The organism is Flavobacterium sp., assembly GCF_021151785.1.
Classification (GTDB): domain Bacteria; phylum Bacteroidota; class Bacteroidia; order Flavobacteriales; family Flavobacteriaceae; genus Flavobacterium.
On sequence record NZ_JAGKWP010000002.1, the window covers coordinates 33,086 to 57,484 of the forward strand.

Below are 24,399 nucleotides of genomic sequence, written 5' to 3' on the forward strand. Positions count from 1 at the left end.
TGTTTATTCTACTCCAATTTCATCTACGAATAACCAAGCTTTTGAACCTGCTCCGGGCATACCTTCAGGGATATCGCCAAAATTGGTAGCTTTAATTTTTACAAATTGTGCTTCTTGTTTTTCTAAATTTAGGGTTACTTTACCATCGGTCTTTTTAATATCGTCAAGTTCTATTTTTGAAACACTTTTGAACTCCTTACCATCAGCAGAAACAAAAATTTCAATATTTTGAGGGAAATAAATCCAACTTCCCTGACTTTCTAAAACAGAAATTGTTACTTTGTTGAAAGAATCTATTTTTCCTAAGTCAATTGTAGCCATTAAATCCTTGCCAGCGAATCCAAGCCAATCTTTTCCTAGTGTTTTGTTTTTAGAAACCATGCCGTCTACCAAGGTCATTGCGCCTCCGTGACTATAATTTTCGCTAGGTTGAACCTGTAATTCTATATTTTTTCCAGTGGCTTTGTTAATTTGAAAAGCTTGTTGTAGGGTGGCACTTTTTTGTTTTCCATTTTCAAAATAGGCGGCTTTAACAATTGTGTTTTCTGAAATTTGAATAGGTTGGATATAAGGTGTTGAATTTATTGTTGGAACGGTTCTGTCAGTGGTATATCTAATGAAGTTGTTGTTTTTAACCGAATTTAATTCAAATAAAATACCATTCGCGTTTTTGGCTGCTTTTACGTTAGAAGTAATATCAAAAACGGCTTTGCTGTAATTAATACCTTTGCTTTCTAATAAGTCAAAATGATGGATCATTCTGTTTTGAAAATCGGCATATTTTTCCGGATTTGATGTTCCCCAAAGCACTTCAGATAAGGCGAACATTCTTGGAAAAATCATGTATTCCACATGGCTGGGTGTTTCAATGTATTCGGTCCAAAGATTAGCTTGTGCTCCTAAAATATAATTAGCCTCTTCCGAAGTTAAATTTTTTGGTGTTGGATTAAAGTTATATACTTTTTCTACTGGTGTATAACCGCCAAATGCGATAGGTTCGTTTTTAGGATTCCCTTGATAATGGTCAAAATAGCAATGTGAACCGGGTGTCATTACCACGAAATGCTTTTGTTTGGCTGCAGCAATTCCACCTTCCGTTCCTCGCCAACTCATTACGGCAGCATTTGGAGCTAAGCCTCCTTCAAGGATTTCATCCCAACCTATAATTTTTCTTCCCTTACTATTAACAAATTTTTCAATGCGTTGAATGAAGTAACTTTGTAGTTCGTGTTCGTCTTTTAAATTTTCGGATTTCATTCTATTCTGACAATGAGAGCAGGTTTTCCACCTTGTTTTTGGACATTCGTCACCCCCAATATGGAGGTATTCTGAAGGGAATAATGAGATGACTTCACTCAAAATGTTTTCTAAAAATGTAAAGGTTTCTTCTTTCGGACAAAATACATCATCTAAAACACCCCAAGTTTTTCCAACTTCAAATGGACCACCCGTACAAGAATATTCTGGATATGCAGCTAAAGCGGCAACTGCATGTCCGGGCATTTCAATTTCCGGAACAATAGTAATGTGTCGTGCCGAAGCATATGCAACTATTTCTTTAATTTCTTCTTGGGTGTAATAGCCACCATAGCGAATGTTGTCGAATTTTTGTTCACTATAATGACCTATCATGGAGCCATTTCGCCAAGCGCCAATGCTCGTTAATTTTGGGTATTTTTTTATTTCAATTCGCCAGCCTTGATCGTCGGTTAAATGCCAATGAAAAACATTGAATTTATACATGGCTAGGTAATCAATATATTTTTTTATAAATTCTTTGGGAAAGAAATGACGAGCACAATCCAAATGCATGCCACGCCATTTATATTTTGGTTCGTCTTGAAGTTCAAGACAAGGAATTTTTATTGTTTGTTTTTTTTCATTAGGAATAATCTGTATCAAACTTTGAATTGCATAGAATATTCCTTCAGGACTGTTTGCTTTAATTTCTATTTGATTTTCATTTATTTTAATTTCATATTGATTTTTTAGTTTTGTAGAAGTAGCATCAATATTTCGAAGGTTTAAAATTATTTTAGAAGAAGCTTTTGATTTTTTTAGAGTAGGTAACGTTAGTCCAGTTTGTTGAAAAATTACGTTTTGTAAATATGATATTTCAAAGAGGTCCTTTTCATTGGTCTCAATTTCGGTGTTTTTGCAAAGTGTAAAAAACGAGTTTCTAACTTTTAAATGCTGAGGTTGCGGAATGATAGATGGTTGATGTTGACCTGTAGCCCAACTAAAACTAAGTAGCCATAAAAAGTAAATGTTTTTCATGTGTTGTGTTTGTTTGGCTAAATGTAAGGAAAATTGAAAATAAAAAAAAGTCTCAGTTAAACTGAGACTTTTCGTATTAGAATTTTATATTATTTTTTGGCACAACAGTCGGCGCCTTCTTTATGGCCTATAAATTTGCCCTCTTTGTCATAATGTGACATACACATTTCTTTTTCTTCAGCAGAACAACCCAAAGAGTCACACATTTTTGCACATTCTTCTTTAGTCATAGTTGCGCATTTGCTCATGTCGCATTTGCCAACCATTTTTGAACTTTCACTGCAACAAGCAGCTTTGTTGGTTTCAGCAGCACAACATTCGTGTGTACAAGTGGCAGGAGTGCAATTTTCTTTTTTACACATTGTAGCACATTGTTCAGTTCTACAATGACTGTTTGAAGTTGTAGCACTGTGTCCGCCTAATAGAGGAGCAATTACTAAACCAACTAAACAAGTAAGTTTGATTAAGATATTCATTGAAGGTCCAGAAGTATCTTTAAATGGATCACCAACAGTATCTCCAGTTACTGCGGCTTTGTGAGCATCAGAACCTTTAAATGTCATTTCCCCATTAATCATTACTCCAGCTTCAAAAGATTTTTTCGCGTTGTCCCATGCACCACCTGCATTGTTTTGGAAGATAGCCCACAATACTCCTGATACACAAACTCCAGCCATATAACCACCTAAAGCTTCAGCTCCCATAAGGAAACCTAAAATAATTGGTGTAATAATTGTAATAGCACCTGGTAACATCATTTCACGTAATGCAGCTTTAGTTGAAATATCCACACATTTTCCATATTCAGGTTGCCCTGTACCTTCCATAATACCAGGAATTTCTCTGAATTGACGACGTACTTCATTTACCATGTCCATAGCTGCCTTACCAACAGATTGCATAGCTAATGCTGAGAATACAACTGGAATCATTCCACCAATGAATAAGGCTGCTAAAACATCTGCTTTAAAAATATTAATACCTTCAATACCTGTGAAAGTTACATACGCTGCAAATAAAGCTAAAGCTGTTAAAGCGGCAGAAGCAATGGCAAAACCTTTTCCAACAGCAGCGGTTGTATTCCCTACAGAATCCAACACGTCTGTACGTTGACGAACTTCTTTTGGTAATTCGCTCATTTCTGCCACACCACCTGCATTGTCCGCAATTGGTCCAAAGGCATCAATGGCTAATTGCATAGCTGTTGTTGCCATCATAGCAGAAGCGGCTATTGCCACACCATAAAATCCGGCTAAAGCATATGCTCCCCAAATAGCAGCAGCAAATAAAATAACAGAACCAAAAGTAGATTTCATACCCGTAGCTAAACCAGCAATTATATTAGTTGCTGCCCCCGTTGATGAATTTTGAACAATATTTAAAACAGGTTTTTTTCCTAATGCAGTAAAATATTCTGTTATGGCTGAAATTAACCAACCTACAGCTAATCCAACTAAAGTGGCGTAAAACACATGACGAGAAGGGATTTCTTTGATGCCTTCACCAAAAAAGTTCATTTTAATTGTTTCTGGCAACATTTGTTTGATTAAAAACCAACAAGCGACAACAGTTAATGCTAGTGAAACATAATTTCCTAAATTTAAAGCACCTTGTACTTCCGCTTCTTTAGCATCGTTGTTTTTGATTTTAACAAAAAAGGTTCCTACTATTGAAGCTAAAATACCCACTCCTGCAATAACTAATGGAAGTAGAATTGGTCCCATGTTTCCAAAAGCATCTGTGAATTGAGCGCCATTTGCTTCACTCATGTCTTTAATGATATAATTTCCTAAAACCATAGAAGCCAGTACGGTTGCTACATAAGAACCAAATAAATCGGCTCCCATACCTGCTACATCTCCAACATTATCCCCTACATTATCTGCAATAGTAGCAGGGTTTCTTGGATCGTCTTCTGGAATTCCCGCTTCAACTTTACCTACTAAATCCGCTCCAACATCTGCTGCCTTGGTGTAAATTCCACCTCCAACTCGGGCAAATAAAGCAATCGATTCGGCACCAAGAGAGAATCCGGCTAAGGTTTCTAATACCATCGACATATTATCATAGAATGATTTTGTAGTATCACCCATGAATTGATTTAAAAATACTAAAAAGAAAATACTCAATCCAAGAACTGCTAAACCGGCTACGCCTAGTCCCATTACTGTTCCACCTGAAAAGGAAACTTTTAAGGCTTGAGGTAAGCTTGTTTTTGCGGCTTGTGTTGTTCTTACGTTAGATTGAGTTGCGATTCGCATTCCAATGTTTCCAGCTAATGCTGAAAAAATAGCTCCAAAAATAAAAGCTACTACAATCATCCAATGTGAGGCGCCTGAAAATCGAGATACAAAGAACAGGGCTACTGAAGCGATAACCACAAAAATGGCTAATATTCGGTATTCAGCTTTTAGAAAGGCCATGGCACCTTCTTGAATACTTTTTGAAATACGTTGCATTTTTTCGTCTCCTGCATCTTGTTTATTTACCCATGCGGCTTTAATAAACATAAAGACTAATCCGAATACGGCCAATGCAATTGGCAGGTAAAGCATGATTTCATTCATAAATTTATAGTTTTTAGTTGTTGATTTTAACAAATGTAAAAAAAAATGGCAATTATCCTAATGATAATTGCCATTTTTAAATATTTTGTTAAAAAGTTTATTTTATGCTAAATAGTCCTTCTGCTCTATTTTCAATTGCTTGGAAACGATCTACGCATTGTTTTAAAATCTCTTTTGCCTCGTTAACATCTCCCCAGCCTTGTACGTCCACTTGTTTGTTTTCTAAATCTTTATACACTTCAAAGAAATGCTCAATTTCTTTTAATAAATGAGGGTTAATATCGGATAAATCATTTAATTTATTCCAAATAGGATCAGAAACAGGAACACAAATTACTTTTTCGTCTGGTCCTTTATCGTCAGCCATGTGAAATACACCGATTGGCTTCACTTCTATTACACATCCAGGGAAAGTAGGTTTTGTTACCAATACCAATACGTCTAATGGATCTCCGTCAAGTGCTAAGGTTTCTGGAATAAATCCATAATCTGCAGGATACATCATAGAAGAGAATAACATGCGATCAAAACGCATTCTTTTTAAATCAAAATCGTACTCATATTTGTTTCTACTTCCTCTTGGAATTTCAACTAATACATCAAAGGTTGTTACTTTATCTGCTGTCATTTTTAATTTATTTTGAAGCTGCAAAAGTAGCTATTTCCAACTGATTTTTACTACTATGTATATAAAATTTACAAAGTTGAGTCAAAACTTAATGTTGTGGTGATGTAAAATTAGAATTCAGGTGTTAAATTCTCAGGAATAAATAATAACTTAACGTTGTTTTTAATGATTCGTTTTGTTTAAAATTAGTAATCAAATTTTATGATTAGTTGAGGTGCTATTATAGAATTAAATTATTTTTGATCATACTGATTGTATAAGTAGAGTTGATAAAAATTTACGATTTTTTCAGTACTATAGATTTTTATTAAAAACATATTTGTTTAGAAATAAAAGCCAAAACCTACTCTAACGGTGAATTTTCGGGCTTCAGGTAAGTCGAAATAACTACCTCGCCAAGCACAATCAATGCGAGCTACTTTAAAAATATTTCCAATTCCCGCATGATATTCAATGTAACCATCCACCGGAGCAATATAATTTAATCCAGAAGCATTCAGTGCTTTATTTTGGTCTGAAACAGAGCCATATACAGCTTTTACTCCTACGATTTCTCTCCAGTTTAGTTTGCGTAACATTGGTACACGGGCAAATAATTTACCATTGAAGTTATGTTCTAAATGAAGTGATGTGTATTGATCGGCTACAAAATCATAATAATTCAATAAATTGTAGGTATTATCAATGATAAAATACGATTGGTTTCCTGGAATGACGTTCATTAATCCTAACGGAACTGTGCCAAAAGTTTTGCCTACTTCTAAAGTAGTGAATAAACGACCAAAGCCTCCAATTAATAACGGCTGCCTGTAATAAAATTGTAGTTTAGAATAGCTAAAATCACTATTTAATACGCCTTTTAATCCTTGTGAGTAACTAACAAAAAAACGAGGATAATTTATGTCTACTTCGATGCGGTCTACACCATAACCTACCATTTTTCGTTTTGGTGTGTAGTCAATCATAAAATTAATTTCAGATTGTTTCACTTTGCTAGCGGTAGAAGTGAAAGTATCATCGGTAAAGTAATCTAATTTAAATGCGCTTGAGGCAGATTCTAGTTTTCGATGTGAAAAAGTAGCTTGGAAATTTAAGTTTTTAACAGGTTCTATTTCTAATCCAATAGTAGTTAAGTTTACTTTTGTTAACTTGTTGTTGGTTCCACTTGAAAAGAAAGACGACGAGGCAAAACTTCTTCCCAAAACATCGTTAGAAGTGGTTAAACTCACCCCAATTTGTTCAACATCGCTTCTGTTTCCAACGGATATAATAAAGCGATTTTTTTTGTTAAACATATATTTTCCTAAAATACCATATTTGAACTTTTCATCTTTAAATCCATAAGCTGTATAACCTTGAATTCTCCAGTAATCATTAGGTCCGAAATAAGTTCTGCCTCCTAATCGGATACGCTGACCTTCCACATCATTATATCCGAAGGTAGAGAATAAAGGGCCAATGTCAAATTTACCCACTTGTACATAACCGCTGCCTAAAATAGATACTAAGTTGTAAATGCGTTTGAATTTTGGTACGGTTTTTAAGGTGTCAAGCATGTCATATATGCCTTTTTCATTGCTATTGAGGCTTTCAAAACGGTTTTCCTCCCAAAAAGCATTATCTTTGGTGTAGGCTTCTTTGTCAAAATAGTTGACTTCTTCTCGGTAAAATTTATCGTCTTTCTTTTCGTTAAAATTATGATTTTTAAAAAGTGTGGTTCGCTTACCATACATGCCACTTGATTTTTCTTTTTTGGTTAAAGCAAAATCAGTCATCATATAATCTCTTTTTAATAAAAAGACAGAATCGTTCAATACATCAAATTCTTGTTCAATATAAATATCACGCACCCAGTTAATGTTAGCACTTTTACTAGCTTCCAAGTTGATGGTTTTGATGGCATACGTTGTGTCATTAACCCAAAAGTCGCCTTTAAAGGTTAGTTCATTTTTTCTTCTTGGGTAATATACAATTTTATAACACCATTTCTTATCAATAAAAGAACTGTCAGCTAAAACATAATTATAAACTTGAATTCCAGTTCTAGAAAGTGGACTCACAAAGTCTTTGTCAAAGAACTTTAGATAGTTGTTATAGATGTCGTATTCGGCATATAAGTCTTTTAAAAAAGCATTTACTCCATCATTGTTTGCATTTCCAAATCCAGAGTATTTATTTGCTTTTAAAACTTCTTTATTTCGTTTGTTAATATTATCTCCGTAGACCTCACTTAACGTTTCATTAATGAAAATGGGCAAGAAGTTTTTTCCTGTAATGTCCGAAGTATCTACGTGTTTGAATACAAACTCCATTTTTTTAAAGATTTTATTTTTCATAAAAGTACTATCAATGGAATTGATGTCAAATTCTATTTTTTCGTATTTATCGAATTTATATTGGTCAAATTGACGTAATCCATTCTTTTTCTTTCTTTCCCATATTTTGCGTAAAATATCAATAGCTGGATTGTTTTTTTTAGATGTTTTGCCAGAATAAACAGTCACGGCTTCAATTTCTTTATCGGCGGATAAAAGTACTTTTAAGTCGTAGTTGTGTTCACCATTTAATGTGATTTCTTTGCTTGTATAGCCTACATTTGAAACCACAAGAATAGAGTAGTTTTTTTTAGATTCTAGATAGAATTTTCCGTTTTCATCGGTCATTACACCCTCGGCTGAATTTTTAAAAGCCACAGTAGAGTAAGAAATAGGTTTGTTTTTGTCATCTAAAACTACTCCGCTTACCTTGGTTTGAGCCAAGACAAAAGTTTGGAAAAATAATAAGAATAAGGCTAGTATTTTTTTCACGATAAATGATGTTTAAATAAAAAAATCCCGATGTAAATCGGGATTCAAATATAAAAATAAAAATGGGTTTATTTTTTATACAACACTTTTTTAACAGCTTTAATCACATCATTACTATTAGGTAGCCATTCTTTTAATAAATTAGGTGAATAAGGAGCTGGAGTATCAGCGGTAGTGATACGTTGTACTGGAGCATCTAGATAATCAAAAGCTCTTTCTTGAACCATATAGGTAATTTCAGAAGCTACAGAAGCAAAAGGCCAAGCTTCTTCTAAAACAACCAAACGATTGGTCTTCTTGACAGAGTTGATGATGCAGTCATAATCCATAGGACGAACTGTTCTCAAATCAATAACTTCAACAGAAATCCCTTCTTTGGCTAATTCTTCAGCAGCCAATAAAGCTTCTTTGATGATTTTACCAAAAGACACTACAGTAACATCTGAACCTTCGCGTTTGATATCTGCAACACCTAGTGGAATAGTATACTCTCCTTCAGGTACTTCACCTTTATCTCCATACATTTGTTCAGATTCCATGAAAATTACAGGATCATTATCACGAATAGCCGATTTTAATAAACCTTTAGCATCATATGGTGTAGAAGGGACTACAACTTTTAATCCAGGGGTGTTTGCAAACCAGTTTTCAAAAGCTTGAGAATGGGTAGCAGCTAATTGACCAGCAGAAGCCGTTGGGCCTCTAAATACCATTGGCATAGGGAATTGTCCTGCTGACATTTGTCTCATCTTTGCAGCATTATTAATTACTTGATCAATTCCAACTAATGAAAAGTTAAATGTCATGAATTCAACAATTGGTCTACATCCATTCATAGCTGAACCTACAGCAATGCCTGCAAAACCTAATTCTGCAATAGGTGTGTCGATCACTCTCTTTGGTCCAAACTCATCTAACATTCCTTTTGAAGCTTTATACGCTCCATTATATTCTGCTACTTCTTCACCCATTAAATATACCGCTTCATCACGACGCATTTCTTCGCTCATTGCTTCGCAGATAGCTTCTCTAAACTGTATTGTTCTCATTTTATATAAATTCCAAAATTTAGTGAAAGGCAAAAATAATAATTTTTAATGAGTTGATTTGCCAATTTTTATAAAAATAATAATTTTTTACTCAAACGTTTTCTTTATGAACTTTTCAAAGAGGGTGTTGTGATTGGTTTAAAAATTAAATTTTGTTTAATTTTTGCTAAATATTTATGAAAATTTCATATTTATTATGCGTGCATAGTTTTTTTAAAACATTTTTTTGTAATTTCGTGGCATCAATATAAAATTAGGAATAATGAAAATATTAGTTTGCATCAGCCATGTGCCTGATACTACTTCAAAAATTAATTTCGTTAATAACGACACTGAATTTGATACAAACGGAGTGCAATACGTTATTAATCCGAATGATGAGTTTGGTTTAACTAAAGCTGTAATTCTAAAAGAGCAAACAGGAGCGCAATTAACAGTGGTAAATGTGGGTGGCCCTGATGCAGAAGCTACTTTAAGAAAAGCATTAGCTATTGGTGCGAATGAAGCTATTCGTGTAAATGCCAATCCTACAGATGGCTTATTTGTGGCCAAACAATTAGCACAAGTAGTTCAACAAGGTGGTTATGATTTAATCATCGCTGGAACAGAATCAATTGATTACAATGGAGGAATGGTTCCAGGAATGCTTGCTGGATTGTTAGGATACAATTTTGTAAATGCTTGTATCGGTCTTGAATTCAATGGATCTGAAGCTACAGTGGTTAGAGAAATTGATGGTGGTAAAGAAACTTCTACTGCTTCTTTGCCATTAATTATTGCAGGTAAAAAAGGTTTAGTGGAAGAAAAAGACTTACGAATTCCAAATATGAGAGGAATTATGACGGCAAGGACTAAAGCCTTAAACTTAGTAGATCCTACAGGTGATGCAGCTGCTACATCTGCGGTAAAATTTGAGAAACCTGCAGCTAAGTCAGCAGTGAAATTAGTTAGTGCAGATAATTTAGATGAATTAGTAAGCTTGTTACACAACGAGGCTAAAGTGATTTAATTTAACAGTTGAAAATCGTAATTTTAAAAATATGTCAGTTTTAATATATACAGAATCAAGCGAAGGTAAATTCAAAAAAACAGCTTTTGAAATTGCTTCTTACGCAAAAAATATTGCTGATGCATTAGGAACAACAGTAACAGCTGTTTCTATTAATGCAACAGAAAACGCAGCTTTAGCTAACTATGGGGTTTCTAAAGTATTAAAAGTAACTAATACTCAATTAACTAATTTTTCTGCAAAAGCTTATGCAGATGTAATTAAACAAGCGGCAGAAAAAGAAGGGGCTAAAGTTATCGTTTTAGCATCAACAACAGATAGTTTACACGTTGCACCTTTAGTAGCAGTGAATTTAAATGCTGGATATGCATCAAATGTTGTGGCAGCCCCAGTAAGTGTGTCACCTTTTCAAGTAAAAAGAAATGTGTTTTCAAATAAAGCATTTAATATCACTGAAATCTCAACAGATGTTAAAGTTTTAGGTTTGTCAAAAAACTCATTTGGTTTAGTTGAATCAAATGTTTCTCTAACAGAAGAGGATTTTGCTCCAGCCTTAAGCGATGCTGATTTTGGGGTAAAAGTAGTTAATGCAGAGAAAACAACTGGTAAAGTAACGATTGCAGATGCTGAAATAGTTGTTTCTGCAGGACGAGGGTTGAAAGGTCCTGAAAATTGGGGTATGATTGAAGAATTGGCTTCAGTTTTGGGTGCAGCAACAGCTTGTTCTAAACCTGTTTCTGATATTGGTTGGAGACCTCATAGTGAACACGTGGGGCAAACAGGAAAACCAGTTGCAGCAAACTTGTATATTGCTGTAGGTATATCAGGTGCTATTCAACATATTGCTGGTATCAACTCTTCAAAAGTAAAGGTTGTAATCAACAATGATCCAGAAGCGCCTTTCTTTAAAGTAGCAGACTATGGAATAGTAGGTGATGCTTTTGATGTAGTGCCACGTTTAATAGAAAAATTAAAAGAATTCAAGGCAAATAACGCATAATTTTTTATATATTGTGCCCTTCAAAGGGCTATCTAAATTGAGATGGAATTATCTTTGTTTAGATAGCCTTTTTTTTATTTTTTTACTACTTTAGTACATTTTTTGAATAATGATTTAAAAGAAAATGAGTTTAGTTAAATTAACCATTAAAGGAATTTCATATAGCCAAACACAAAATGGAGCTTATGCATTGATACTTAACGAAGTAGAAGGTGAGCGTAAATTACCAATCGTTATCGGTGCTTTTGAAGCACAATCCATTGCTATTGCTCTAGAAAAAGAAATAAAACCTCCTAGACCCTTAACACACGATTTATTTAAAAGTTTTGCCGATAGATTTGATATTGTTGTGAAGCAAGTTATCATTCATAAATTAGTAGATGGAGTGTTTTTCTCAAGTATCATTTGTGAACGTGATCGTATTGAAGAGATTATAGATGCTCGTACTTCTGATGCTATTGCATTAGCCTTGCGTTTTGATGCACCTATTTTTACCTATAAAAACATTTTAGATAAAGCTGGCATTTATTTAAATAACCCCTCGGCTGAATCAAATCCAGAAGATGCTGAAAACGATGGAGTTCTGTCATCACCTGAAACATTTGGTTTGGAAGATGAATCAAATAAACAAGGATGGTCAAAACATTCTTTACAAGAACTTTATGATTTGTTAGAAGAAGCAGTTCAACAAGAAGATTATGAAAAAGCGGCTCAAATTAGAGATGAAATAGATAAAAGAGAAAGCTAATTAATAAACAAACACGCAACTATAACTAAAACTAGACTAATCAAAAAACTATTTCTTTATGAATGTTAAATTTAGATTGACTATTATGAGCTTTCTCCAATTTTTTGTTTGGGGAGCTTGGTTGATTACAGTTGCCAATTACTGGTTTGGTACTAAACAATGGGATGGAGCACAATTTGGAGCTATTTTCTCAACAATGGGAATTGCTTCCATTTTTATGCCTACGATTTGTGGTATAATTGCTGATCGTTGGATTAATGCAGAAAAATTATATGGAATTCTTCACGTTTTAGGAGGGTTTACCTTGTTTTATGTGCCACAAATCACAAATCCAGCTGACTTTTTCTGGGTAATATTAGTAGCTATGATTTTTTACATGCCAACTATTGCTTTGTCAAATTCCGTTGCCTATAATGCTTTGAAAACGAGTAATCTTGATGTAGTAAAAGATTTTCCTCCCATTCGAGTGTGGGGTACTGTTGGTTTTATTGTAGCTATGTGGATTACTAATCTTACTGGGAATAAAGCTAGTGAAAATCAGTTTTATATTGCTGCCATAGCCGCTATTGGTTTAGGTATTTACTCTTTTACTTTACCTAAATGTGAACCAAAAGGAAAAACAACAGACAATAAATCTTTCATTGATTTACTAGGCCTAAGTTCGTTCAAATTATTTACTGATTACAAGCTGGCTTTGTTTTTTATTTTTAGTATGTTTCTAGGGGCCGCTTTACAGTTGACTAATGCCTATGGAGATGTGTTCTTAGATGATTTTAAACACCTTCCTGAGTATGCAGATTCGATTGTTGTTAAATACTCAACTATCATCATGTCAATTTCTCAGATTTCTGAGACATTATTCATCTTAGCTATTCCGTTTTTCTTGAAACGTTTTGGAATTAAACAAGTAATGTTGTTTAGCATGATTGCTTGGGTATTACGTTTTGGATTATTCGCTTACGGAAATCCTGGTGACGGTTTATGGATGATTATTTTATCATGTATAGTTTATGGAATGGCTTTTGATTTCTTCAATATTTCGGGTTCGTTATTTGTGGAAACATCTACTGATTCAACTATTCGTTCATCGGCTCAAGGTTTATTTATGATGATGACTAATGGGTTTGGGGCTGTTTTAGGAAGCGTTACTAGTGGTTATATTATTGATAGATATTTTACTACAGCTGAAGGAAAAGATTGGCATAACATCTGGTTGACTTTTGCCATTTATGCATTAATAATTGCTGTAGCTTTTGCTGTTTTATTCAAACACAAGCACAATCCTAAAGATGTAGAATCGTTTTCACATTAATTTTTTAAAAATAATGAAACAATATCACGATTTAGTAAAGCATGTTTTAGAAAATGGTCACCAAAAAGGGGATCGAACAGGAACAGGAACCATTAGTGTTTTTGGATACCAAATGCGTTTTGATTTGAGTGATGGCTTTCCTTTGGTTACCACTAAAAAATTACACGTTAAGTCCATAATTCATGAATTATTGTGGTTTTTAAAAGGAGAAACGAATATTGCTTATTTAAAGGAAAATGGAGTTAAAATTTGGGATGAATGGGCAGATGACAAAGGAGATCTTGGACCTGTTTACGGTCACCAATGGCGTAATTGGAACAATGAAGAAATAGATCAAATTAAAGAATTGATTGAAACTTTGAAAACAAATCCGAATAGTAGACGAATGCTTGTTTCAGCATGGAATCCTTCTGTTTTACCAGATACATCAGTTTCATTTGCAGAAAATGTAGCTAATGGAAAAGCGGCTTTACCACCTTGCCATGCATTTTTCCAATTTTATGTAGCAGATGGAAAATTGTCGTGTCAATTGTATCAAAGAAGCGCCGATATATTTTTAGGCGTTCCGTTTAATATTGCGTCTTATGCGTTGTTTACCATGATGGTGGCACAAGTATGTGGTTTAGAAGCAGGGGAATTTATTCATACTTTTGGAGATGCTCATATTTATAATAATCATATTGAACAGGTGAATTTACAATTAAGTAGAGAACCAAGAAAATTGCCAAAAATGATTTTGAATCCTGAGGTTAAGAATATTTTTGATTTTAAATTCGAGGATTTTACTCTAGTTGATTATGATCCGCATCCACACATCAAAGGAGAAGTTTCGGTTTAGATTATATTCAGTAGATTGTATTTAATGGTAATGGATTGTACCAATTTAATGTTTCAAAAAAAGAAAATGAACCAGAAATGTTAATTTCGTTTATTATAAAAACGGATGGTACAGTATCTGATGTGAAAATTTTAAAAGCAAATGGATCAGATAATATAATTAATGACATAGTTATTAATCATTTGTTAAGTTTTAATAATTGGGAACCTGCTGAATATAGGGGTGAAAAATTGGAATATAAATATAATCTTCCTCTTAAAATTCAAATAAATTAATCTATGCTAACTATAATTGCTGCCGCAGCAGAAAACAATGCCTTAGGAAAAGACAATCAACTCGTTTGGCATTTACCCGATGATTTTAAGCGTTTCAAAAGTTTAACTTCGGGACATTTTATAATTATGGGAAGAAAAACGTTTGAAAGTTTTCCAAAACCATTACCCAATCGTACGCACGTGATTATTACACGTCAAGCTGATTATACAGTTCCTGAAGGATGTAAAGTAGTTTCTAGTTTGCAAGAGGCTATAGATTTTTGTCCTAAAGAGGAAGAGGTTTTTGTAATTGGTGGCGGTCAAATTTATCACCAAGCTATCAATTTAGTTGATAGAATTGATTTAACAAGAGTGCATACAACTGTTGAAGCTGATGCTTTCTTTCCAGAAATTGATTTAGAGAAATGGCAATTGATTTTCGAAGAGTTTCATTCCAAAGACGATCAACACGTTTTTGACTTTACGTTTACTACTTATCAAAGGAGATGATTTTGATAGAATGATCGTTGATGAAGTTAAAGGAGTTGATTTTTAACCTCAATATTGAATTTTATAATTACTTTTGTACTCCAAAAATAGAGCTATGTCAAAGATAATCACACCATATCAAGATTCTGAAAAAGGAAAAAAAGAACAAGTGGCCCAAATGTTTGATACCATTTCTGAAAATTATGATGGTTTAAATAAAGTTATTTCTTTTGGGACAGATGCCAAATGGAAAAAGAAAATCTTGAAGATGGTGCAAGAAAAGCAACCAACTACTATTCTAGATATTGCTACAGGTACTGGTGATTTAGCTATATTGTTTTCTTCGACTTCTGCTCAAGAAATAATAGGTCTGGATATTTCTCAAGGTATGCTTGAAATTGGTAAGCAAAAAATTCAGGCTAAAAACTTAAATGACAAAATTCAAATGGTATTAGGTGATGGTGAAAATATTCCCTACGCTAATGATTATTTTGATGTTATTACAGTGGCTTATGGAGTTAGAAATTTTGAGAATTTAGAAAGAGGATTAGCCGAAATTTTGAGAGTATTAAAACCTGAAGGTCAATTATTGATTCTTGAAACGTCTGTACCCACTCAGTTTCCATTTAAACAAGGTTACTATGTTTACACTAATTTCGTCATGCCAATGATTGGTAAATTGTTTTCTAAGGATCAAAAAGCGTATCAATATTTATCTACTTCGGCACAAAATTTTCCTTTTGGAGAGGTTTTAAACAATATTTTGAGAAAAATTGGGTTTATAGATGTACAACATCTGCCTCAAACGATGGGTGTAGCTACCATATACAAAGCATCAAAAAAATAAAAAATGAAGTTGAAATCACTATTTATTGTTATAATTTTTACTCAAATTAGTTTTGCTCAATATGGCATGTTTGGCAAAAATCCACTTATTCATTTGGAAAATTTTGATAAACAAAGAACACATTGGGGGTACTTTTTAGGTTTTAATAGTTATGATTTTAAATTTGATTACCTCACTGTAGGAAAAGATATTGAGGTGAAATCTACTACTGGGTTTAGTGTGGGTTTAGTTGGTAATTTGCGATTGAATGATTATTTTGACCTTCGATTTGAACCAGGATTTTATGCTACGCAACGTAATTTAACTTATCCTAATATAGAAGATAGTGTAGATCGACTTAGAGAGGTAAAATCTTCTAATTTGCACTTTCCTTTATTGTTGAAATTTTCTGCTTTACGAACAGGAAATATTAAGCCTTATTTAGTAGGTGGTTTTTCAAGAACATTGAATTTAGGTAGTAATGCAAATGCTCAAGATGATAACTACTCGAATCGTTTTAGAATGAAAAAATGGACAAGTAATTATGAAATTGGTTTTGGTGTTGATTTGTATTTGGAATATTTTAAATTCTCTCCTTCAATCAGAGGTGTTTTTGGAATGGGAGATGAGCTAATACGTGATAATAATCCTAATAGTCCATGGACAGGAAATATTCAATCAATGAAAACAAGAGCCATTTTTATTAATTTTACATTTCATTAATTTATCTTCTTTTAAATTCCGAGAGAATAATTGCGGTGGCAGTTGCTACATTTAAACTTTCTGTAGCTTGAATCGTTCCAAATCTTGGGATGCTAATTTTTTGGGTGATTAGTTTTTCAATTGAGCGGCTAATTCCATTGGCCTCATTCCCCATTACAATGATTCCTTTTTTGGGTAAGTTCAGTTCATAAATAGTACTTCCTTCCATGAAAGTACCATAAATAGGTAAATTTGACTGTGAAAGATAAGAAGCTAAATCCGTATAAATAACCTCAACCCTTGCAATAGAACCCATGGTGGCTTGTACTACCTTTGGGTTGTAAATATCTACCGTTTCATTAGAACAAATTATTTTCTTGATGCCAAACCAATCGCATAATCGAATAATGGTTCCCATATTGCCTGGATCTCTAACTGAATCAAGTGCTACAACAAGTTCGTCTTCGTTTTTAGTAACTATTTCTTTAATTTTAAATACGGCTAGACAATCATTTGCTGTTGTTAAAGCAGATATTTTCTTTAATTCAGCTTCGGTAATTAAGGTGTAAGGGATGTGTTTTTCAAAAATAGTTTCTTCGGTTACAAATAAGGAAACCAATTCAAAATCAGCATCAAGCAATTCATTAATCACTTTTTTACCCTCTGCAATAAAAAGGTGGTGTAATTTTCGGTATTTTTTTTGCTGTAAACTAGTAATTAGTTTAATTTGGTTTTTGCTAACCATAAAAAATTGTATTTTTGAATAAATTTTATGCGCTTGAAATTTCTGTCTTCAAAAATAGTATTATTTTTTCTTATAAGTTTATTTTTTTACTCTTGTTCAGAAGTAAGAAAATTGCAAAAGAATGAATTTTTACTTCATCAAAATAAAATCATGGTTAATGGTAAAGAATCTAATTTAGAAGAATTAGAAATTCAACTTTATCAAAAACCAAATAGTAAATTATTAGGTTTTAAGCCTAGACTACAACTCTATAATTTAAGTAAAAAAAATCCAGATTCGTCATATCAGGCTTGGCTAAGAAAAAAACCAAATAGAATTGCCCGAATGAATAAAATCTATTCTAAGAAGCAAGTAGATAGCTTAGGTCATTCTTTTTTAGTTTCTGGCTACAGTGATTTTTTAAAAAGAGTAGGTGAAGCACCTGTAATTCAAGATTCAGCAAAAGTTAGAAAATCACAGAGGAGATTGATACAGTATTTTTTCAATAGAGGGTTTTATAACGTAAAAGTAGAGGCTAAAGTAGACACATTAAAAAATAAAAAAACAAAGGTTACTTATTCTGTAAAAACAGTCAATCCTTTCTTAGTAGACTCTATTTCTACCAAAATTCAATCATCTGTTGTGGATTCTATGTATAGAGCTATTGAACGAAATTCAATCATTGAAAAAGGGAAGCCTTTTACGGCTGTTATGGAAGATGAAGAAAAAAATAGAATCACAAAAGAGTTTAAAAATAATGGGTTGTACTATTTTGAAAAAACCAATATTAAGTATGATGCAGATACTTTAGGAACTAATAAAAAACTTAATATTGTTGTTCGTATAGACGATAAAAAAATTAAACAAGGCGATTCTTTAATTACAAAGCCATTTAAAATATACAAGGTTAGTCGTGTCAATATTTTTACTGATCGTCAAACGAATGATAAAACAGCGATTATTGATAGTACAACCTATAAAAAGTTTCATATTTACAGTTCAGGTAAATTGAAGTATAGACCAAAGGCCTTAGCTGATGCGATTTTTATTGAAGAAGGTAAAGTTTTTAGTGATAATGACAAAGTGTTGACGGGTAAGGCTTTGTCAAATTTAAAGGTATTTTCTTTTCCTAGAATCCAATACGTGGAAAATAATTTAGATAGTAATACATTGACGGCTAATATTATTTTGTCACCATTAAAGCGAAGACAATTTAATATTAAAGCGGACGTCACTACCTCAAATATTCAAGATTTTGGCATCTCTGGATTTGTTGGTATTACTTTTAGAAATGTGTTTAAAGGTGCTGAGATTTTAGACTTTTCCATGCGTGGCAATTTAGGTTCTTCAAGTAAGTTGTCTAATCCAGATAATTTGTTTTTTAATGTAAGAGAGTATGGAGCAGACATGAAGCTATCTTTTCCAAGAATATTTTTCCCTTTTAATACACGACGAATCATAAAAAAAGACATGTTTCCATCAACATCTATAACTATGGGTATGTCTAAACAAACGAACATTGGTCTTGACAAAGAATCGTATGTGAGTAATTTTTACTATGATTGGACTACTACGAAGGGAAAAGAAAAAAAATATCGATTTGACTTATTAAACTTACAATTTATTAGAAATTTAAATACAGCTAACTATTTCAATGTTTACAAGTATTCTTACAGTGTCTTAAATGCATATGCTCAAGATTATGGAATTAATCCAGATTATTTAGATGCTGATGGAAATTTAACTTATTCAGGAGCCTTGGGTTTTGTAAATGATGTTGTTGATGGTAGTTATAATACAATTCCTTATGGTAGTTCTGTTTATCGAACAATTAATAGTATTGGAGAAAGAAGAAAACGATTAATTGAAGATAACTTGATTTTGTCTTCTTCCTTTAGTTTCAATTTAAGTTCTAAAAAGGGTTTTAATGATATAGAATTTTATAATATTCGGGCAAAAGTAGAAAGTGCAGGTAATTTTGTTTCTTTAATCGCAAGACAATTTCCCACTAAATTTAGTGATAATGGAAAGAAAACTATGTTTGGAATTGAATATGCGCAGTATTTTAAATTTGAATTAGAATACATAAAACATTTACACATAAGAAGAAAAAGTTCACTTGCCTTTAGAACTTTTGGAGGTATAGCCATTCCTTATGGAAATGCAAATTCTATTCCGTTTTCGAAGAGTTATTTTGCAGGAGGTAGTAACGATAATCGCGGTTGGTTGGCTTACAGTTTAGGACCAGGTTCAAGTAATAGTTTGAATGATTTTAACGAAGCCAATTTTAAGTTATCTGCTAATTTAGAATACCGATTTAATATCTTTGGGAAATTGAATGGAGCCTTGTTTGCAGATGCAGGAAATATTTGGAATGTTTATGATAATGTTGAAGATGAGAAGTTGAAGTTTAATGGAATTGCCTCTTTAAAAGACATTGCCTTAGGTTCAGGGATTGGTTTCAGGTATGACTTTGGATTTTTTGTAGTACGAACTGATTTTGGTTTCAAAGCTTATAATCCGGCTAAAGAAATGGAACAGCGATGGTTTAAAGATATGAGTATAAAAGAAGGAGTGTTTAATATTGGTATTAATTATCCTTTCTAGAATTAATAAAATTGTTACTTTTGTAAATCTAACAACATAAATTATGAGTCACAATATTAAACCCGGTGTTGCCACTGGAAATCAAGTTCAAGAAATTTTTAAATATGCCAAAGAAAAAGGATTTGCTTTACCAGCGGTTAATGTAACTGGTTCAAGTACAATTAATGGTGTATTAGAAACTGCGGCTAAGTTAAATGCGCCAGTAATTATCCAATTTTCTAATGGAGGTGCACAATTTAATGCGGGAAAAGGATTGTCAAATGAAAATCAGCAATCTGCTATTTTAGGAGCAGTTGCTGGAGCTAAACATATTCACACGCTTGCTGAGGCATATGGAGCTACAGTTATTTTACATACAGATCATTGTGCTAAAAATTTATTACCTTGGATTGACGGATTATTAGATGCTTCTGAAAAGTATTTTGCAGAAACGGGTAAACCATTATATTCATCTCATATGATAGATTTGTCAGAAGAGCCTCTACATGAAAATATCGAATTGTGCAAAAAATATCTTGAGCGTATGAGCAAAATGGATATGACTTTAGAAATTGAATTAGGTATCACAGGTGGTGAAGAGGATGGGGTAGATAATTCAGATGTCGACAGTTCAAAACTATATACACAACCAGAAGAAGTGGCTTACGCATATGAAGAGTTAATGAAAGTAAGTCCAAGATTCACCATCGCAGCTGCTTTTGGTAATGTGCATGGAGTTTACAAGCCTGGAAATGTTAAACTTACACCAGTAATTTTGAAAAATTCTCAAGAGTTTGTTCAAAAGAAATTTAACACAACAGCAAATCCAGTTGATTTCGTTTTTCATGGTGGTTCTGGATCAACTTTGGAGGAAATTAGAGAAGCAATTTCTTACGGGGTGATTAAAATGAATATCGATACAGATTTACAATTTGCTTTCACAGAGGGGATTAGAGACTACATGATAGGTAAAATAGATTATTTGAAAACACAAATAGGTAATCCAGAAGGTTCAGATAGTCCAAATAAAAAGCATTACGACCCAAGAGTTTGGGTTAGAAAAGGGGAAGTAACTTTTAATACACGTTTAGAGCAAGCATTTGCTGATTTAAATAATGTAAATACTTTATAATAATTTCGAATTGCAAGTTTGTTGTTTCATACAGTTGTAATTCGCAATTTAATTTATAATTCATAATTATAAACTATGGCTTGGTTCAAGAGAAAAGAAAAAGGGATTCAAACCCCTACCGATGAAAAAAAAGACGTTCCTAAAGGATTGTGGTATAAATCACCAACGGGTAAAATTGTTGATTCAGATGAATTAGAAAGAAATTTATGGGTAAGCCCAGAAGACGATTATCATGTAAGAATAGGAAGTAAAGAATATTTTCAAATTTTATTTGATGATAACGTTTTTACTGAGCTTGATGCTAATTTAACATCAGTAGATTCATTGAATTTTGTGGATACAAAGAAATATAGTGAGCGTTTAAAAGAAGTTACAGAAAAGACCAATTTAAAAGATGCTGTTAGAACGGCTGTAGGTAAATCTAAAGGTAAAGATTTAGTTGTTTCTTGTATGGATTTTGCATTTATTGGAGGCTCAATGGGTGCTGTAGTGGGTGAAAAAATTGCTAGAGGAATTGATTATGCTATTAAACATAATATTCCTTTTGTAATGATATCTAAATCTGGAGGTGCTCGTATGATGGAAGCTGCTCAGTCTTTGATGCAGTTAGCCAAAACCTCAGCTAAATTAGCACAATTAGCAGAAGCTAAAATTCCATACATTTCTTTATGTACAGATCCAACAACAGGAGGTACAACAGCTTCTTATGCTATGTTGGGAGATATTAATATTGCTGAGCCAGGAGCTTTGATTGGTTTTGCTGGGCCACGTGTTGTAAAAGATACAACAGGGAAGGATTTGCCAGAAGGATTCCAAACGTCTGAATTTTTGTTAGATCATGGTTTTTTGGATTTTATTGCTCACAGAAAAGAACTGAAAAACAAAATTAATTTATATATCGATTTAATTTTAAATCAAGAAGTAAGATAAAAAAATCCCGATGAATAATCGGGATTTTTTATTTTTTATAATTTAAAAGCAGCTTTTACTTGGTCAACATAGTCTAGTTTTTCCCAAGTAAATAATTCTACTTCTAATTTTTTCTCTTGTCCATCAGGAGATTTGAAAACTTTTGTTACCACTTCATTTTTACGGCCCATGTGTCCATAAGCAGCTGTTTCACTATAAATTGGATTTCTAAGTTTTAGGCGTTGTTCAATAAAGTAAGGTCTCATGTCAAAAATATTTTCAACAATTTTACCAATTTCACCATCGGTTAACTCAACTTTTGAAGTACCATAAGTATTAACATTAATTGATGTTGGTTCTGCCACACCAATCGCATAAGAAACTTGAACTAAAATTTCGTCAGCCACACCAGCTGCAACTAAATTCTTAGCAATGTGTCTTGTGGCATAAGCAGCCGAACGGTCCACTTTTGAAGGGTCTTTTCCTGAGAAAGCACCACCACCATGAGCACCTTTTCCACCGTAGGTATCAACAATAATTTTTCTACCTGTTAATCCAGTATCACCATGAGGCCCACCAATAACAAATTTCCCCGTTGGATTAATGTGATATTTAATCGCATCATTGAATAAGTGAGCGTATTGTGGGTTTTTAGCAATTACTCTTGGAATTAATATCTCAATAATATCTTTTTTGATTTTTGCCAGCATCGATGGTTCGTCTGCAAAATCATCATGTTGTGTTGAAACCACAATGGCATCTATACGAACAGGTTTGTTGTCATCTGAATATTCAAGAGTAACCTGAGATTTAGCATCTGGACGCAAGTAAGTAATCTCTTTGTTTTCTCTTCTCAAAGCAGCTAATTCTTGTAAAATTTGGTGTGATAATTTTAAAGCTAAAGGCATGAATTCTTCAGTTTCATTAGTTGCATAACCAAACATCATACCTTGGTCACCAGCGCCTTGTTCTTCTTTACTTGCTCTATCCACTCCTTGATTAATATCTGCTGATTGTTCATGAATAGCTGATAAAACACCACATGAGTTAGCTTCAAACATGTATTCACTCTTTGTGTAACCAATTTTCTTGATTACTTCTCGAGCAATACTTTGAACGTCTAAATATGTATTCGATTTTACTTCACCAGCTAAAATAACTTGTCCAGTTGTTACCAATGTTTCACAAGCTACTTTTGATTCAGGATCAAAGGCTAAAAAATGATCAATTAAAGCATCACTGATTTGATCAGCAACTTTGTCTGGATGTCCTTCACTCACAGATTCTGACGTAAATAAATAAGCCATATTACAATTAATTAAATTAATATTAGTGAAGAAAAATTGAAATTGCAGGAAAAAGCTAAAGAAGGATTCATCTGCTTTAGCATTTTTTATAGAGGTTGCAATCAGTCAAATTTTTCCTCTGTTAAATTTTGGCAAAGTTATGAAATCATATTTAAATTTAAATTGAATTATATATTTTTTTTAAAATATTAATTTGGTCGATTTTTTTTTCTTTTTAACGATATTTTGTTCAGAGTGTCGAATTTAAACATTAAATTTAAGAATTAAACTATAAAAATAATCACATGAAAAAAACATTACTTTTTATTTTATTGCCATTTTTAGGTATTTCACAACAGAATGTATTTAATTTTGGTTTTGATGGAACAAATACAGCGATGCAAACAGCTGGTTGGCAATTTACTAATCAAAGCTCACCATTAGGGGCATCAACTTGGAGTGTTGCTACTTACACTACTCCTCTCTCAAGTGCTTTGTTTGGAAGTGGAAATGTAAATACCGTGCCTGTTGGACAAGCTGGAGGAAATAATTCATTTGCTCTTGTTAATTTTAATAGTACAACTGGAGCGGGAACTATTAGTAACTGGTTAATTACTCCAACTATTACAGTGCAAAATGGTGATATTGTAACTTTTTATACACGTAAAGGTACTGATGGGACTACCGATTATCCTGATAGATTAGAGTTAAGAATGAGTTCAGCAGGAACACATGTTGTGCCTTCAACAGGTTCGTCAGATGTGGGTACCTTTACAACATTATGCACTTCTGTTAATCCTACTTTGGCTGCTGGTTTCGTTTATCCTAAGACTTGGACGCAATACACTTACACAGTTTCAGGTTTATCTGGTTCAACGGCTGTGAGATTCGCTTTTAGATATTTCATTACTAATGGTGGACCGAATGGTGCTAATTCTGATTTAATTGGAGTTGATACTTTTTCTGTAGACAGACCTTTAAGTACAGATAGCTTCTTTAATCAAAATTTTGCTATGTATCCAAATCCTGCAAGCAATGTGCTTAATCTTTTACCAAGAAATGGTAATTCTGTTAATCATTTTTCAATTACAGATTTAAATGGTAGAACGGTTGCTTCTGGAGCAGTTGTTGATAATTCGGTTAATGTTTCTAATTTATCTCCTGGTGTTTATTTTGTATCAGTTGAAACTAATGAAGGCAAGGGAACTGCTAAATTTGTGAAAAATTAATTAGAGTTTAGTAATTCATAGTAAAGC

The 24,399-nt window shown here is 33.0% G+C and carries 20 protein-coding genes; 12 read left to right on the forward strand and 8 right to left on the reverse strand.

Going from position 1 to position 24,399, the window contains the following annotated elements:
* Positions 1-3 precede the first annotated feature (3 nt).
* The 5 genes from QZ824_RS00490 to QZ824_RS00510 form a co-directional block, all read right to left on the reverse strand.
* On the reverse strand, positions 4-2,277 hold the full coding sequence (locus QZ824_RS00490; protein ID WP_291274085.1) for a family 20 glycosylhydrolase: 2,274 nt from the start codon (positions 2,275-2,277) through the stop codon (positions 4-6).
* Positions 2,278-2,366: 89 nt separating this feature from the next.
* Positions 2,367-4,844, reverse strand: coding sequence for a sodium-translocating pyrophosphatase (locus tag QZ824_RS00495; protein ID WP_291274086.1), 2,478 nt, complete (start codon positions 4,842-4,844; stop codon positions 2,367-2,369).
* A 97-nt stretch (positions 4,845-4,941) separates the two neighbouring features.
* Entirely contained in the window at positions 4,942-5,472 is a 531-nt protein-coding gene (locus tag QZ824_RS00500; RefSeq protein WP_291274087.1) for an inorganic diphosphatase, read from the reverse strand.
* Between the two features lie 323 nt (positions 5,473-5,795).
* Positions 5,796-8,279, reverse strand: a complete 2,484-nt coding sequence (locus QZ824_RS00505; protein ID WP_291274088.1) for a DUF5686 family protein — start codon at positions 8,277-8,279, stop codon at positions 5,796-5,798.
* Positions 8,280-8,347: 68 nt separating this feature from the next.
* Positions 8,348-9,328, reverse strand: a complete 981-nt coding sequence (locus QZ824_RS00510) for a pyruvate dehydrogenase complex E1 component subunit beta (RefSeq protein ID WP_291274089.1) — start codon at positions 9,326-9,328, stop codon at positions 8,348-8,350.
* A 262-nt stretch (positions 9,329-9,590) separates the two neighbouring features.
* Here QZ824_RS00510 and QZ824_RS00515 point away from each other — a divergent pair, with 262 nt between their 5' ends.
* From QZ824_RS00515 to QZ824_RS00535, 5 genes are all read left to right on the forward strand, one after another.
* The gene (locus QZ824_RS00515; protein WP_291274090.1) at positions 9,591-10,337 is read left to right on the forward strand and encodes an electron transfer flavoprotein subunit beta/FixA family protein; all 747 of its coding nucleotides are present in this window, start codon (positions 9,591-9,593) and stop codon (positions 10,335-10,337) included.
* Positions 10,338-10,368: 31 nt separating this feature from the next.
* Complete coding sequence (locus QZ824_RS00520; protein ID WP_291274091.1) at positions 10,369-11,337, forward strand: electron transfer flavoprotein subunit alpha/FixB family protein; 969 nt, start codon at positions 10,369-10,371, stop codon at positions 11,335-11,337.
* Positions 11,338-11,461: 124 nt separating this feature from the next.
* Positions 11,462-12,085, forward strand: a complete 624-nt coding sequence (locus tag QZ824_RS00525) for a bifunctional nuclease family protein (protein WP_291274092.1) — start codon at positions 11,462-11,464, stop codon at positions 12,083-12,085.
* 58 nt (positions 12,086-12,143) lie between these two features.
* Positions 12,144-13,397: a nucleoside permease gene (locus QZ824_RS00530; RefSeq protein WP_291274093.1), complete on the forward strand. Its 1,254-nt coding sequence runs from the start codon at positions 12,144-12,146 to the stop codon at positions 13,395-13,397.
* 13 nt (positions 13,398-13,410) lie between these two features.
* A complete protein-coding gene (locus tag QZ824_RS00535) occupies positions 13,411-14,235 on the forward strand; it encodes a thymidylate synthase (RefSeq protein ID WP_291274094.1) in 825 nt (274 codons plus the stop codon).
* A 7-nt stretch (positions 14,236-14,242) separates the two neighbouring features.
* Here the strand turns inward: QZ824_RS00535 and QZ824_RS00540 are convergent, their stop codons facing one another.
* On the reverse strand, positions 14,243-14,404 hold the full coding sequence (locus tag QZ824_RS00540; RefSeq protein ID WP_291274095.1) for a hypothetical protein: 162 nt from the start codon (positions 14,402-14,404) through the stop codon (positions 14,243-14,245).
* 109 nt (positions 14,405-14,513) lie between these two features.
* On the opposite strand from QZ824_RS00540, the gene QZ824_RS00545 reads away from it, so the two are divergent.
* The 3 genes from QZ824_RS00545 to QZ824_RS00555 all read left to right on the forward strand — a co-directional run bounded on the left by QZ824_RS00545 (position 14,514) and on the right by QZ824_RS00555 (position 16,527).
* Entirely contained in the window at positions 14,514-14,999 is a 486-nt protein-coding gene (locus QZ824_RS00545) for a dihydrofolate reductase (RefSeq protein WP_291274096.1), read from the forward strand.
* A 94-nt stretch (positions 15,000-15,093) separates the two neighbouring features.
* Positions 15,094-15,825, forward strand: a complete 732-nt coding sequence (ubiE, locus tag QZ824_RS00550; RefSeq protein WP_291274097.1) for a bifunctional demethylmenaquinone methyltransferase/2-methoxy-6-polyprenyl-1,4-benzoquinol methylase UbiE — start codon at positions 15,094-15,096, stop codon at positions 15,823-15,825.
* Positions 15,826-15,828: 3 nt separating this feature from the next.
* Positions 15,829-16,527: a porin family protein gene (locus QZ824_RS00555; protein WP_291274098.1), complete on the forward strand. Its 699-nt coding sequence runs from the start codon at positions 15,829-15,831 to the stop codon at positions 16,525-16,527.
* A 1-nt stretch (position 16,528) separates the two neighbouring features.
* On the opposite strand, the gene QZ824_RS00560 is transcribed toward QZ824_RS00555, so the two are convergent.
* Positions 16,529-17,251, reverse strand: a complete 723-nt coding sequence (locus QZ824_RS00560; RefSeq protein ID WP_291274099.1) for an RNA methyltransferase — start codon at positions 17,249-17,251, stop codon at positions 16,529-16,531.
* Between the two features lie 111 nt (positions 17,252-17,362).
* On the opposite strand from QZ824_RS00560, the gene QZ824_RS00565 reads away from it, so the two are divergent.
* From QZ824_RS00565 to accD, 3 genes are all read left to right on the forward strand, one after another.
* Positions 17,363-19,837: a BamA/TamA family outer membrane protein gene (locus QZ824_RS00565; protein ID WP_291274100.1), complete on the forward strand. Its 2,475-nt coding sequence runs from the start codon at positions 17,363-17,365 to the stop codon at positions 19,835-19,837.
* Between the two features lie 43 nt (positions 19,838-19,880).
* Positions 19,881-20,948, forward strand: coding sequence for a class II fructose-bisphosphate aldolase (fbaA, locus tag QZ824_RS00570; protein WP_291274101.1), 1,068 nt, complete (start codon positions 19,881-19,883; stop codon positions 20,946-20,948).
* A gap of 75 nt (positions 20,949-21,023) precedes the next feature.
* Positions 21,024-21,878: an acetyl-CoA carboxylase, carboxyltransferase subunit beta gene (gene accD, locus QZ824_RS00575; protein ID WP_291274102.1), complete on the forward strand. Its 855-nt coding sequence runs from the start codon at positions 21,024-21,026 to the stop codon at positions 21,876-21,878.
* 35 nt (positions 21,879-21,913) lie between these two features.
* On the opposite strand, the gene metK is transcribed toward accD, so the two are convergent.
* Positions 21,914-23,164 (reverse strand): methionine adenosyltransferase, encoded by a 1,251-nt coding sequence (gene metK / locus QZ824_RS00580; protein ID WP_291274103.1) that lies wholly within the window; start codon positions 23,162-23,164, stop codon positions 21,914-21,916.
* Between the two features lie 284 nt (positions 23,165-23,448).
* Here metK and QZ824_RS00585 point away from each other — a divergent pair, with 284 nt between their 5' ends.
* On the forward strand, positions 23,449-24,372 hold the full coding sequence (locus QZ824_RS00585) for a choice-of-anchor J domain-containing protein (RefSeq protein ID WP_291274104.1): 924 nt from the start codon (positions 23,449-23,451) through the stop codon (positions 24,370-24,372).
* The last annotated feature ends 27 nt before the right edge of the window (positions 24,373-24,399 follow it).